12 protein-coding genes are annotated in these 13,695 nt (G+C 58.3%); 5 read left to right on the top strand and 7 right to left on the bottom strand.

Annotated features, from left to right (window positions below; all coding sequences use genetic code 11):
- Positions 1-45: 45 nt before the first annotated feature.
- A complete protein-coding gene (locus tag L6D82_RS18000; RefSeq protein WP_007959515.1) occupies positions 46-264 on the top strand; it encodes a DUF2970 domain-containing protein in 219 nt (72 codons plus the stop codon).
- A gap of 4 nt (positions 265-268) precedes the next feature.
- Here L6D82_RS18000 and L6D82_RS18005 read toward each other — a convergent pair whose 3' ends face one another.
- Entirely contained in the window at positions 269-1,342 is a 1,074-nt protein-coding gene (locus tag L6D82_RS18005; RefSeq protein WP_236190711.1) for an ABC transporter substrate-binding protein, read from the bottom strand.
- Between the two features lie 525 nt (positions 1,343-1,867).
- Between L6D82_RS18005 and L6D82_RS18010 the strand changes: the two genes are divergently transcribed.
- Both L6D82_RS18010 and L6D82_RS18015 read left to right on the top strand, forming a co-directional pair.
- On the top strand, positions 1,868-3,526 hold the full coding sequence (locus L6D82_RS18010) for a nitrite/sulfite reductase (RefSeq protein ID WP_236190714.1): 1,659 nt from the start codon (positions 1,868-1,870) through the stop codon (positions 3,524-3,526).
- Positions 3,510-4,004 carry a DUF934 domain-containing protein gene (locus L6D82_RS18015; protein ID WP_007959510.1) on the top strand — a complete coding sequence of 165 codons (495 nt, stop codon included), beginning with the start codon at positions 3,510-3,512 and terminating at the stop codon, positions 4,002-4,004. Before L6D82_RS18010 ends, L6D82_RS18015 begins: the two co-directional genes overlap by 17 nt.
- A 47-nt stretch (positions 4,005-4,051) precedes the next feature.
- Here the strand turns inward: L6D82_RS18015 and L6D82_RS18020 are convergent, their stop codons facing one another.
- The 3 genes from L6D82_RS18020 to sohB form a co-directional block, all read right to left on the bottom strand.
- The gene (locus L6D82_RS18020; RefSeq protein ID WP_236190845.1) at positions 4,052-5,521 is read right to left on the bottom strand and encodes an NEL-type E3 ubiquitin ligase domain-containing protein; all 1,470 of its coding nucleotides are present in this window, start codon (positions 5,519-5,521) and stop codon (positions 4,052-4,054) included.
- The gene (locus L6D82_RS18025) at positions 5,439-9,041 is read right to left on the bottom strand and encodes a dermonecrotic toxin domain-containing protein (protein ID WP_236190716.1); all 3,603 of its coding nucleotides are present in this window, start codon (positions 9,039-9,041) and stop codon (positions 5,439-5,441) included. Before L6D82_RS18025 ends, L6D82_RS18020 begins: the two co-directional genes overlap by 83 nt.
- Before the next feature lie 85 nt (positions 9,042-9,126).
- Positions 9,127-10,149: a protease SohB gene (gene sohB / locus L6D82_RS18030; RefSeq protein ID WP_102687622.1), complete on the bottom strand. Its 1,023-nt coding sequence runs from the start codon at positions 10,147-10,149 to the stop codon at positions 9,127-9,129.
- 207 nt (positions 10,150-10,356) lie between these two features.
- On the opposite strand from sohB, the gene L6D82_RS18035 reads away from it, so the two are divergent.
- Together L6D82_RS18035 and L6D82_RS18040 are read left to right on the top strand one after the other, a co-directional pair.
- Positions 10,357-11,067 carry a histidine phosphatase family protein gene (locus L6D82_RS18035; protein WP_085745484.1) on the top strand — a complete coding sequence of 237 codons (711 nt, stop codon included), beginning with the start codon at positions 10,357-10,359 and terminating at the stop codon, positions 11,065-11,067.
- Positions 11,068-11,115: 48 nt separating this feature from the next.
- The gene (locus L6D82_RS18040; RefSeq protein WP_007959502.1) at positions 11,116-11,433 is read left to right on the top strand and encodes an SCP2 sterol-binding domain-containing protein; all 318 of its coding nucleotides are present in this window, start codon (positions 11,116-11,118) and stop codon (positions 11,431-11,433) included.
- A gap of 74 nt (positions 11,434-11,507) precedes the next feature.
- Here the strand turns inward: L6D82_RS18040 and L6D82_RS18045 are convergent, their stop codons facing one another.
- Genes L6D82_RS18045 through L6D82_RS18055 form a run of 3 tightly spaced genes read right to left on the bottom strand, consistent with a single transcriptional unit; the run spans position 11,508 to position 13,687 of the window.
- The gene (locus L6D82_RS18045) at positions 11,508-12,107 is read right to left on the bottom strand and encodes a hypothetical protein (RefSeq protein WP_102687620.1); all 600 of its coding nucleotides are present in this window, start codon (positions 12,105-12,107) and stop codon (positions 11,508-11,510) included.
- A 2-nt stretch (positions 12,108-12,109) separates the two neighbouring features.
- The gene (locus L6D82_RS18050) at positions 12,110-13,147 is read right to left on the bottom strand and encodes a hypothetical protein (RefSeq protein WP_102687619.1); all 1,038 of its coding nucleotides are present in this window, start codon (positions 13,145-13,147) and stop codon (positions 12,110-12,112) included.
- A gap of 12 nt (positions 13,148-13,159) precedes the next feature.
- Positions 13,160-13,687: a PAAR domain-containing protein gene (locus L6D82_RS18055; protein ID WP_102687618.1), complete on the bottom strand. Its 528-nt coding sequence runs from the start codon at positions 13,685-13,687 to the stop codon at positions 13,160-13,162.
- Between the last annotated feature and the right edge of the window lie 8 nt (positions 13,688-13,695).

Below are 13,695 nucleotides of genomic sequence, written 5' to 3' on the forward strand. Positions count from 1 at the left end.
AGGATTGGCTAAGCTCAAGAGGTACACTTTTCAGACGAGGGATTTATGGACGATCCAGTCGACAACAAGCCACCGACCTTCTGGCAGATGCTGCACAGCGTCATGGCGGCGGCGTTCGGGGTGCAGAGCGGCAAAAACCGGGCAAGGGACTTCACCCACGGCAAGCCCAGCCATTTCATCTTCCTGGGGATCGCGTTCACGGCGGTGTTCGCCCTGACGCTGTTCGGCATTGTGCAACTGGTTGTGCATCTGGCGGGCGTCTGACGGCTTAGTGCATCAGGGTCTGCAGATTGAACGGATAGCGATACGACACCGGATGGCCCTTCGCCGAGAGCTTGCGAAAGTGCACGCCGTAGTCCGGTGAGGCGCCCATGGCAAGGATTCGCCGGGCATGATCCCTGTCGATCAGTTGCAGCAACGGAATCTGCCGGTCACGGCCGCCATACTGATTCAGATCGACGCCTTGCGCATGATCATGCAGCTCGACCAATGCCCAGCCACCCAAAGTGAAATGGCCGCCGAGCAATGCGCTCAGGCGCCCGTCGACCACCGCCTGCAACGCTTCGGGCGAAGTGTTGACCGCACTGAACAACACGTCCTTGCCCGGCACCTTGCCGGCCTCGGACGCGGCACGCATCGCGCCGAAGGCCATTTCATCATTGGCTGCCCATACCAATGAAACGTCGGGATAGCGGACCAGCAACTGCTTCGCCTGCTCGTAAGCCCGTTGCTGGGTCCAGCCGCCATAGACCAATTGCCGCAAACGCACCTGCGGATTCTCCGCCAGCGCTCGCTGCATGCCCTTTTCGCGCAATTGCGCCGATGGCGTGATCTTGAGGCCGGAAAACGCCAGCAGATCGATGCTTTCACCGGGCGCCACGGGCGGATGCAGGCGAATCAGCTCCTTCATCATCAGGTAGCCGCCCTCCTCGTCGTTGGGCACCAGGCTGCCTATCCGATCCGCCCCCTCTGTCACCAGCGCCTGCTGGTTGGGCGTCAGACCCGAGTTGACAATAAAAAGCTTCACCCCGCTGCCATTGGCCATGCGCAGAATCTGCGGTGCCACGTACTGTTCGTTGACGAACACCAGATAATCCGGGCGCTCAGGCCCCTGCAACGCCAGTCGCGCCTGCGCCAAGGTCAATTCCGGCTGGCGCTGGGCGTAGAGAATGCGCAGGTCGATGCCCAGGTCCCGGGCGGCAGCCTGCATGAATTGCGAGTAGCTGACCCAGAACGCTTCCTGCGTCGAGCCGGGATTCAGGAACAGCACCGACTCTGCACGCGCGCAGGTACCGAAAACCGCGCCGAACAGCAGCAGGCTGAGGTGGAAAAGCTTGAACATGAATCATCCGGGCCCAAGGAAAAATGGCCGCGCATTATAGCCATTGATCACCTGGCCTTTGGCGCTTGATCCCGCCTTTTGTCCGACAATCGTCGCAAGCGGGGCCCGGACGAGTCGTTTTACTGATGGCTGACCCAGAACACCGCCGTTCCAACGACCAGAATGATCAGGAACAGAATGGCCCATGCATCGACACTGCTATCGCTTTTCCTTGCCTTGGTTGGGTTGCTCATTGCATCGCCTCTTGTCGGTTTTATCGGTGATTGCAGAAAGACTCGACCACAGTTAAGACGATGATTGTCCGCACGACAAATGTGGGTTAGGTGAAAGGAATTCTCGTTAGGCGTTTTGGTTCTTTCCATATACTCAAACATCACTTTTGCGCATAACTGCAAACGGGTATATTGCCCCGGCTCCGTCAGGGAGTGCGCGGCCGTGCGCGCAGAATTGCAGAGGAACCATCGGACTCCAGCAAGCGAAAACGCAGCGTTTTCCGAGTGGCCAAAGCCTGAGAACAGGACTTATATGTACGTATACGACGAGTACGATCAGCGGATCATCGAGGACCGCGTCAAGCAGTTCCGTGATCAGACCCGACGCTATCTGGCAGGTGAGCTGAGCGAAGAAGAATTCCGCCCCCTGCGCCTGCAAAATGGCCTGTACATCCAGCGTTTCGCGCCGATGTTGCGCGTGGCGGTGCCTTACGGCCAGCTGACTTCGCGTCAGACGCGCATGATGGCAAAAATCGCCCGCGACTATGACAAGGGCTACGCCCACATCAGCACGCGGCAGAACGTGCAGTTCAACTGGCCGGCGGTCGAAGACATCCCGGACATCCTCGCGGAACTGGCCACCGTGCAGATGCACGCCATCCAGACCAGCGGCAACTGCCTGCGCAACGTCACTACTGACCAGTTCGCCGGTGTTGCGTTCGATGAGCTAATTGACCCGCGTCCTTGGTGCGAAATCGTTCGTCAGTGGACGACCTTCCACCCGGAATTCGCTTACTTGCCGCGCAAGTTCAAGATCGCCGTCAACGGTTCGACCTCCGACCGTGCGGCCATCGAAGTCCACGACATCGGCCTTGAGCCGGTCCATAACGCCGCTGGCGAACTCGGCTTCCGCGTGCTGGTCGGCGGTGGTCTGGGTCGTACCCCGGTGGTCGGCGCATTCATCAACGAATTCCTGCCATGGCAGGATCTGTTGAGCTACCTCGACGCGATCCTGCGGGTCTACAACCGCTACGGCCGTCGTGACAACAAATACAAGGCGCGGATCAAGATCCTCGTCAAAGCGCTGACTCCAGAAGTCTTCGCCCAGAAAGTCGATGCCGAGATGGAACACCTGCGCGGCGGCCAGACCACACTGACCGAAGCCGAAGTCCATCGCGTCGCCAAACACTTCGTCGACCCGGACTACAAGGCGCTGAGCAATCAAGACGCCGAACTGGCCGCCCTCGACAAAGAACATCCGGGCTTCGCCCGCTGGCGCACCCGCAACACCCTGGCGCACAAGAAGCCGGGTTATGTGGCCGTGACCCTGTCCCTGAAGCCGACCGGCGTTGCACCGGGCGACATCACCGACAAGCAGCTCGACGCCGTCGCCGATCTGGCCGAGCGCTACAGCTTCGGCCAACTGCGCACCTCCCACGAGCAGAACATCATTCTGGCCGACGTCGAGCAGAGCCAGCTGTTCACCCTGTGGGGCGAACTGCGTGAAGGTGGCTTCGCCACGCCGAACATCGGCCTGCTGACCGACATCATCTGCTGCCCTGGCGGTGATTTCTGCTCCCTGGCCAACGCCAAGTCGATCCCGATCGCCGAATCGATCCAGCGCCGTTTCGACGACCTGGACTATCTGTTCGACATCGGTGAACTGGACCTGAACATCTCCGGCTGCATGAACGCCTGCGGTCACCACCACGTCGGCCACATCGGCATTCTAGGAGTGGACAAGAAAGGTGAAGAGTTCTACCAGGTCTCGCTCGGTGGCAGCGCCAGCCGTGACGCCAGCCTGGGCAAGATCCTCGGCCCGTCTTTCGCTCAGGAAGACATGCCGGACGTGATCTCCAAACTGATCGACGTGTACGTGGAACAACGCACCGAAGACGAGCGTTTCATCGACACCTACCAGCGTATTGGCATCGACCTCTTCAAGGAACGCGTCTATGCAGCGAATCATTAAGAACAACGAGGTCGTCGACGAAACCTGGCACCTGCTGCCCAAGGATTTCAACATCGACGAAATCAGCAACTGTGACGACCTGATCGTCCCGCTGCAGCTGTGGCGTGAACACGCCCGCATGCTCAAGGCCCGCGATGGCGGTCTGGGTGTGTGGCTGGACGCCGATGAAGAAGCCGAAGAAATCGGTGACGACGTGAACGAGTTCCAGGTGATTGCCCTGAACTTCCCGGCGTTCACCGATGGCCGCAATTACTCCAACGCCCGCCTGCTGCGGGACCGCTACGGTTTCAAAGGTGAACTGCGGGCGATTGGCGACGTGCTGCGCGACCAACTGTTCTACATGCGCCGTTGCGGTTTCGATGCCTTCGCCCTGCGCGCGGACAAAGACCCGTACGACGCCCTGGAAAGCCTCAAGGACTTCTCGGTGACCTATCAGGCCGCCACTGACGAACCGCTGCCGCTGTTCCGTCGCCGCTGATCGTACGTCTACCTCGAGCCCGCATTGGCGGGCTCGAGGTCGCTGCTTTATCCCTCTCTCGTTCCCAGTCTGCCGGGCCCCGGCGTGACCGGCAACGTCAAACCCGGATGCCTCGCCAGCGCCGCATTGGTCAGCTGTTTGCGCAGTTCCAGGCTTTCATTCCTGAAGTTGTCGAAGATCGTCGTCATTTGCTGACTGGCTGCTTCACGGGACAGCCCGACCTGCGCTTCCAGGCGCGCGAACGCGTGAGCACTGCGATCCAGAACGCTGGTAAACGCATCCTGGCGTGTCGCCAGCAAATACTCGGCCCAGAACTCCTGCCTGCTGACTGACTCCGAGAGTTGCGCCGTCTGCTCGGCCCTGACGACCTCCAGATAGGCGTGATCGATCTGCGCGTCCGTCACCTCGGCATCCAGTGGCACATTCAGCTCTGTGGGTTGTGCCGGCAACGCCAGGCGCTGCGCCAGTCGCACCCGATAAATCAGGCTGATATCCAGTGCCTGGCGTTGAGTGAAAGTTCCTGCGCGGGATCGGCGCGCGATATCGAGCAACGCCTGTTTTTCTACCTGCTGCAACCGGAACAGCCCGCGCAAGAGACGAACCAGATCGCCTTCGAGTGTCTGGGTACCGGTGCGGGCCGCCGCCGCTGCCCGATAACACAGAACCCTGACCTCCAGATCGCTGAACAGTCCCGCAACATTGGGCGCACTGACCCAGCCTGTGCGAGCCATGCGAAACAGCGCGCGACGCAACGAATCATCCTCACAGGCCGCCTCCAGCACATTCCATACCCGCTGCCCGAGCTGTTCGCGGGTTCTGGAGTAATCGGCCGTTTCACGCAGTTGCATGAGCACTTCAAAAAAATCCCGGGAATCCGGGTCAGCCGACAGTGACGACAACACTTGCTTGGCCCGACCGATCTCCACCGTCGGCAAGCCGTTTACCCATCCCGCCCCTTCCCGGTCACCGGCCAGTCGTGCGGTGCTGGTGTACTCGGTGGTGATGACGCCCAGACTTATGCCTTGTGACTGTTGGTACGCAGCGATGGCTTGCAGGCTCTCGGTCGACAGCGGATTGCCATCGATCGTAGTGCCGCGATTCAGTACAGCGCGGGAGGTGAAGACGGACGTCGGGATCTCGACAATCCTGTTGTTGCGCAGATCCAGAGATTCCAGATGCGCAAGCGCATCGGTATTTCCGGGCCATTCGGTGATGCCGGTGTTTCGCAGGCTCAAGTGGCGCAATTTACGCATTGCACTGACGTCCGGAGTACGCCCCAGGAGGGGGTTGAAGCCCAAATCCAGTGTGCGCAGGTGATGCTTGCCGGCCAGTTCTACAATCGTCTGCTGAGTAAGCCGGATACGGTTGTTGCTCAGATCCAGACCTGTCAGCCCCGGCATGTCCCCGATCGCGACAGGGATGCGTGTCAGTCCGTTACCTGACAGGTTCAGCACCCTGAGTCCGGGAAAATTGCGCAGAAACGTATTCAGACCTGCACTGGCGCCCACGCCGCTCATTTCCAGCGCGGTGATGTGGGAAAAATCGCCGATAAGAACCGGCATCTGCCCTAACGGCACCGCATCGAGCGTCAGGCTGTAGGTCGGATGCCCCGAGTGCGCCGTGTGACGGGTTTCCTTGCGCCACGCGCGCAAAAATGGCTTGCATTGCCCGCGCCTTGCTATGGGCGGGGACCTTGAGCCTCGGACCTTCCTCACCCTGATAATACGTATCGCGGTGGGTCCAGCGCTCCAGGGTTTCCACCATCGTCCTGTATTGCTCGCGCAACCGTTCAAGCGACCTGATAGCCAATACTTCGTCGGCGCCCAGAGAGGTCACAAAACGTTTGATCTGTGCGGTTGATTGAGTCGGATACAACTCCTGCGCCCGACGCACGAGCGCGGGCGAAACGCCCTGAGAAGGGCTTGAAGGTGCCGATTGCTCGACGGTGACCTGTTCGATCCGCTGATCTGCCAGCCCCATCGGGGAGCGGTAACTCGAGTGTGCCGGTGCAATTTCCAGCACCTTGGCGAAGGCTTCGCGCCGCTGCAGCGCCAATGCGGTGATTTTCTCCCGCAAGCCCGTGCCGTCGATGTCCGTTTCAACGCCGATGGCCTTGCGACTGTGGGCCGGAAGGCTTTCCCACAGTGCCTGGAAAAAATTCGCACGGTCGCGTGACGGATGACTGGAGACGCTATTGCTGCGCGCATCCTGGACCTGATAACGCTCGGCATAGGCTTCGACAAGCACTTTGTGTGGGGCATCGCTCGGGCCAACGACGGCCCGCTGATCGGCATACACACCCCAGTCCAGAATTTCGACAAATACATCGCCCGGCCAGCCCGGCAAATGGCTCAAGGTGTCGAGTACCAGCATGTCGGCATCGCGCCCACTGGCGGCGTCCAGATATAACCCCTCGTACGCGCGATTCAATCGCTGGACCTGCTGATAGCGCCTGGCTTCCTCGGCCAGACGTAACGGTACGGTGCCGGATTCAAGCTGCGCCCACTCACGCGCATCGGCATGTTGCACCAGTTCGTCGGCGACACTGGCTGAAAGCCCCGGGAATGCCTTGATGATCGGCTCGCCTCTGGAAAGCTCACAGACGTCGCTTCGCCGGAACAACCGGTCCATCATCGCCATGCGCATCCGCGGCGCCAGCCCGGCAATATGTTTGCCCAATAACGCTATCTGATTTTTCGACTCCACAGTGGCCGAGCCCAGCAAGTGTGAACGCTCACTGTCGCTGAGTGCTGCCAGAACAGGGGTATAAAACTGGCCGTTGCGCAGCGCGCCCTCTGTGAGGTTGACCTGGCGGACAGCCTCGTCTGCGCCATAGCGTGTCACTTCATTACCAAAGATGTCTTTCACAATGACTGCCATGTCCTGTGGCCAGCGACCTGCTCCTGTCAGCAAATACAGTTGCAGATCGGCATCCGCCAGCGGCGCAGATGCGGGCGTATCAATTTGCGTCATGAACTGGCTGACGTCGGAGTCGGCACGAAAGCGTCTCACCGAGTCCGTGAGCATCGCCATAGGCTTGCCGCGTTCAACGAACAGTTTGCGCATGGCTGCCTGGCCGATCCCGCTTACTGCAATGGCTTGCAAGGCACGGGGGTCTGAAATCTTTTCTTCACGAAAACCCAGGCGACGGAACAAGGTCAACGAACTCCACTCGTGAGGCAATTCGGAGTCATGACGCCAGGCGCCAGCTCCATTGGTCTCAAGCAATGGTGAATAACGCCCGGGCAAGTGGGGATCATGGACCTCCCACAAACCGGTGCCGGTAACCGAACGCACCGCGTACGCATTGGCACCCAGCGGCAAATAGCGGTTGTCTGCGCGCCATACCAGCCCTTGCGCATCCGCAGCAAAACTGCGCGGCAAAGACTCGCGCTGGCGGTAAGCCGTCATGTCCGGATTCCACAGGCGATAAGACATTGGCCCAACTGGTACCCGCCGTAGTCCCTGCATGAAACTTGACGAGCGCACGACGGTGTAAGCCTTACCCACCGCGACACCGCCGGCAGCGAAACCCGCCATGAGGATCAGATTCTCAAGCGTGTCGAACAGGCAATCGGTGGCATGTTCCTGATCACCGTGGGCCCAACTGTCGATGCCCTCGTAGATCTGACCGAGCAACTGTATTCCGGCGACGGCACAAATGACCTCGCCGAGAACCGGCACGAAGGACACAAAGAACAACAGCGTATTCAGCCCGATGGCTTTATAGGACTCTTGCCTGGCAAGGCGGGTTTTCTCATCTTCATCATCCGTCGGCACTACCAGCAGGCGAGTATCGGCCCGAACCTGCGCCGCGCGGTGCTGGAAGATCGCGAGAAACAGGTTGTGTCTTGCGTCACCCTGGAGATCGAGCCCTGTCAGCGGAAGGAAGGTCGTGGAAACGGGAAACTGGTTCGGTCGCGCTTTCAACAAACGTACATCGAGTCCGTTAAGGAAAACCGAGCGATCCTTCATCGGGATGAAGCGCGTGAAAAAACTGCGAAACTGCGAGCCGCGTAAACGCCCGCTCAACTCGACCTCGAACTTCTGGAAACTGGGATACTCTTTGAGAGGATGATCGGGATCACCAGGCATATAGATCACACAACGGTAATCGCCATCCGCATGTTCGCTGACCGGGCCGATGAACATCGGCCCTCTGAGCTGCACCTCAAGCATTTCAAGGCTTTGATAACCCAGGGTGTTGTTGCCCAGTGTGATTGAAGAATCCGAGTTCTTGACCGACTCAAGCATGCGGTACACATCCAGACTGATATGGCCACGCATGTAAGCGATATGCCGCTCGACATCAAACTGGTCTCTGGAACAGGCAACAGACGATTCCTGCAAACTGGCGACTTGGCTATCAGTGCCGAAGAAATCCCCCACGTGCTGTTGATATTGCTTACCGAGATCCAGATAACGACAAAGTCTGGCAAACTCGTGAGGTTGTATCGACAACACCTTATTGTTTCGCCCGGTTATCCGCTGCGGGATATACAGCAATGAACTCTCGTGATAGGTGCTGGCCAGAGTTTCCGACAATTCGAAATTTTCACAGGCAGCGGTCAGCAAATCACGATTGATCGGCAGCACCAGTTTCCTGCGCAATCCCAACAGGCTGGACTTTGAGCGTACATGTTGAAAAATCGCCCCTTCGACCTCGAAAGGTTCGCCCAGTTTCTCAGCCATGGCTTTGGCCAGCAGTGGCGTACAAAAACTCTGCGGGGATTTCAGTGCGCGCAATTGCTCAAGTGCGGCATGACGGGATTTGAAACTAGCCTTGAAACTTTCATAGAGATCGTTTCGAACGGTTTCTGAAGATTTAAGCAACCAGTCAGGAATCTGTTTTTCATACAATTCAAAAAAGACACCCTGTTGAGCGGGCGTCATGACTGGCAAGATCAATTTACTCTTTTCAACATCCATGTTTAGCAACTTTATTTCTGAAAGGGGCATCCAGAATAAAGTTTCAGACTCTTTCAATACAGCGTGATTAGTTGATGAATCAACCTGTAAAACAACAACAATACGCAACTATAAAATATCTATGTACCGCACTTTCTTCCGCTGAAAATGCAGCACGCCCGCGAGTTTGATTGCTCACGAGCGTGTGAGGTGTTTACCAGAAGCGTTGCTGAGTCAGCCGGCTCCACCAGCTCAGCAACACGCGATCCACCGAACCGCTGGCCGCCATGCCGATGCGCTCCTGCAGGCTCTTACGCTCGGCGTAGTGCAGGTGATAGACCTCGGACTGTTTGGCACGCTCGGCCAGGTATTCGTCGCTGGTCTTGAGTTCGTCGACCAGTTTATTTTCCAGTGCCGCGATGCCCAGCCAGACTTCGCCGGTGGCGACCTCGTCGATCGCCAGTTGCGGGCGATAACGGGCGACGAAGTTCTTGAACAGCTGGTGGGTGATGTCCAGGTCTTCCTGGAATTTCTCCCGGCCCTTCTCGGTGTTTTCGCCGAATACAGTGAGGGTGCGTTTGTATTCGCCGGCGGTCAGCACTTCGAAATCGATGTCATGCTTTTTCAGCAGGCGGTTGACGTTGGGCAACTGCGCCACCACGCCGATGGAGCCGAGGATGGCGAACGGCGCACTGATGATCTTCTCGCCGATGCACGCCATCATGTAGCCGCCGCTGGCCGCGACCTTGTCGATGCACACGGTCAACGGCACGCCGGCTTCACGGACGCGCGCCAGTTGCGACGAGGCCAAGCCGTAGCTGTGCACCATGCCGCCGCCGCTTTCCAGACGCAGGACCACTTCGTCCTTCGGCGTGGCCAGGGTCAGCAGCGCGGTGATCTCGTGGCGCAGGCTTTCGGTGGCCGAAGCCTTGATGTCGCCGTCGAAGTCCAGCACGAACACACGCGGTTTGGCGTCGGGTTTCTTCTTCTGTTTCTTCTCGGATTTGGCCTGGCCCTTGCGCAAGGCCTTGAGCTGATCCTTGTCGAGCAGGGTCTGCTCCAGCCGCTCACGCAGGCCCTTATAGAAATCGTTGAGCTTGCTGACCTGCAACTGGCCCGCGGATTTGCGCCGGCCCTTGCTGCGCAACGCAGCAAAACTCGCCAGCACCACCAGAATGGCGATGACCAGCGTCACGGTCTTGGCCAGGAAACTGGCGTATTCAGTGAAAAACTCCACAGTGACTCCTTCAAACGATGCGCGGTCATGAAACACACGCGGGAATTGGCTCCAGCATACCCATGCACCAGCCGGTCGGCCAGCCGTGAAACCTCTGGCAACAAGGCTGGAACGGGCATTTCAAACAAGCGTATGTTTTTTCATTGACAGCTCACCGTCATCCCCATAACCTCGCCACAACCTTCAACGTACCGGGATGACGCGGACGTGGGCAGCATCTACTTGATTCGACATGGCCAGGCCTCCTTCGGTGCAGACGACTATGACGTCCTGTCGCCGACCGGTGTACGCCAGGCGGAAATCCTCGGCCGCCATCTCGCCGAACTCGGAATCAGCTTCGACCGCTGCCTGTCGGGCGACCTGCGCCGCCAGCAACACACGGCCAACAGCGCGCTGGAACAGTTCGCCGCCGCCGGCCTGCCGGTTCCGGCACTGGAAATCGATTCGGCCTTCAACGAATTCGACGCCGACGCCGTGATCCGCGCCCTGCTCCCGGCCATGCTGCCGGAAGAGCCCGAAGCACTGGAAATCCTGCGCAACGCCGCGCAAAACCGTGGCGAATTCCAGCGCATCTTCGCCCTGATCATCGAGCGCTGGCTCGCCGGCACCTACGACACACCGGGGCTGGAAAGCTGGCTGGGTTTCGTCGAACGGGTACAGGCCGGGCTGCAGCGGATTCTCGAACAGGCTGACAACACCCAGAAAATCGCGGTGTTCACCTCCGGTGGCACCATCACCGCCCTGCTCCACCTCATTACTCAAATGCCTGCCCGGCAGGCCTTTGAACTGAACTGGCAAATCGTCAACACCTCGCTCAACCAGCTGAAGTTCCGCGGGCGCGAGGTGGCTCTGGCTTCCTTCAACAGTCATGCACATTTGCAACTGCTGAAGGCCCCGGAACTCATCACGTTTCGCTGAGTCCGGATTACTGTGACCCTGCTGCAATCAACCAAAAAGGATCGAACCATGACCTCCGTAGCTGATGCCGTAAAAGCAATGCAAGCCAAGTTCAACCCAGCCGCCGCTGCCGGTCTGGATCTGGTCTTCGGTTTCAACATCACTGACGAAGACAAGCAATACGCCCTGATCGTCAAAGACGGCACCTGCGACATCCAGGAAGGCGAAAACCCGGACGCCAACTGCACGCTGGTGCTGGACAGCGAAACCCTGAAAGGTATCGTCAGCGGCGAAACCGACGGCATGCAGGCTTTCATGGGCGGCAAGCTGCGCGTTGAAGGCGACATGATGCTGTCGATGAAGCTGTCCGAGCTGTTCCCGGCATAAACGCCCGGAAGCAATTCACGAATCCCGCCTCTGGCGGGATTCGTGCTTCCAGAGACCGATGATTTCTCTAACCATCAACGTGTTGAACCCGGCGCTCTTTCCAGCTCTCGCTGAATATCTCGAAACGCAATGGCCGCTTCACTTCCTTCAGCCAGATGCTCAGCCATCGACCCAGTCAGCATCTTTTTGTCGTTGACATCCCAGTCAATCGTGATGACAAACGTGTCGCCCCCCACAGTCACGAACAACCAATAAGAGTCCACAGGTCTGTCCGGTTCGGAGAACGCGCTGTAGGCATATCGGATCTGGCGACGAAGATCAGGTGTATCGAGAACCAGCCCCTCTGTATCCACCTTCGGATAACGCTCCTCCATCGCAACCAGCACTTTGGTCAGAAACTCGTCATTCGAAATGCCCCTCAACGGATCAGGACTGGTGCGCAGCATGGTGACAGGACTCTGTGCGGAAGGCGTCCCCATCAAACGCGGTCGATACATTCCCGAGCTGAACCATCGTGTCGCGTCAAAGCGCGTTTCTTCAGGGCTCCAGTCGCCGTAATACATCATTACCCTGGCGGACATTTGATCTTCCTTGCTGTAATAAAAAAAAACCGTAGTGATGAACACCGCCAGCAAGATGAGCAGGAGGCTGTTCTTTCTCGATAGACGCAGCATGCTCAAGCGGGTCTGTACTCAAGAAGGTGAGCGGGCACACCCGTGGGGGTATCCCCGGAACGGACATCACGATGCGCACCCAACGCATCCAGCGGATAACCCACGGTTTTCTCGTGAAAACTGCGGCTGTCCTCATGTGCTACCAACTTGCGCTCCTCATCAGTAACCGTTGAAAGGGGTTTTTGCGGAGCCTTTTCATCTGGAAGCTCAGCCGTCGGGTTCTTCGCTGTCTTGCGGTGTTCTGCAAGCTTTCGTTGATACTCGATATTCTTGCGGGTGTAGCTTTCCATCGCCTCCCTGTCGGAGGCCATCCGCTGACGCGTGCCGGGCACCGATTGCCGCTCCGCGTTGGTGCCATAAGTCGTGTCGTAATTGCTGCGTCGCGGAAACGCCATGACGGTTGTCCGGGTGGCGTTAGCCATGATCTGCGCGAGGCTGAGTTCATAGTGAGGGTCTTCGCCCTCGAGCACCCAACGCTCGGCGTTGATGCCCAGCCCGGTGCGACAGGCATAAGAGTGAATCTTTGCACCGTATGCAAACGCTTCCGGCTTGAACATTTTTGCCTGGGCATCACGCAATCGGTAACTTTCACGCTTATCCAGCTCGTATCCCAGCTCGATTGCACCCACTACGCCATGGGAGAAAAAATCGAGCTGTTTGATTTCTCTGCCGCGACGTTGCCGGGTAAAGATGAAATCCACTAGGCCGGATATTGAATCCAGTTCCCGGTATTGCGCGCCATGATCGCGCTCGACTACCAGCTTCAAGGCCGCCAGCAGGTTTTGCGGGTAGTCATCCTTGAAAATCAGAAAGACGCGCTGTTTCGAAAAACTTGGTGTGCCTTCGGGATACTTCGTCAGTTGTCGGATGCCTTGATTGATGAAGCGCATTTTATTGCCCTTCTGCCCGCGCCAGTTTTCTATCGTCGACATGTAGGAAGCCCCCACCACCGTCACATAGTCCTGGGCCAGCGTTCCCGTGACCTGAGTCGTCGCATGCTGCTCAGTGGTCTGGGCCTGTTTCTTCTTTGGTGCAGCCACGCGTCACCCTCCTTAATAGTCGATGCCCAGGGCATCCAGATGGGCGGCCGCTTCCTTGCCCCACTGAACAACAATGGACGTCGGATCGGCAGTGAATACCCTCGCAGCATTGCCATGGTTGTCGGTATGGCCGACCAGGCGCTGTCCATCGCCGGTTTCGATGCAATAGAGCATGTCGGGAATTGCTTCGCCGGTGGTTTCGTCCACCAGCTGGAAGCGTTCACTGTGTTTTGGCACGGTGACAATCGGGCTGAAAGGCGCGGAACCGACCTGCGTGCCGACGAAAACGTCGCCGGAGCCGGTAATGATCATTCCACCATGGGCTGTGGCGCTACCAAGAAAGGCGATTGGCTTGCCATTGATCAGGATGTTGCCGATGCCCTCGGTGACCGAGTCACCGCAGGCGGTGGTATCACCGACTCGCAGCACGGGCATGCCATTGATGTTCACATTGGGTGAACCGCTGGTGCTGGGGTTGGTACCGTGTCCAGTGATCGGGCAGGCATTGAGATCGCTGAGGCGCGCGGCAGGTTTTGCCATCATCTACA

It is taken from the genome of Pseudomonas paraglycinae (assembly GCF_021601625.1).
Classification (GTDB): domain Bacteria; phylum Pseudomonadota; class Gammaproteobacteria; order Pseudomonadales; family Pseudomonadaceae; genus Aquipseudomonas; species Aquipseudomonas paraglycinae.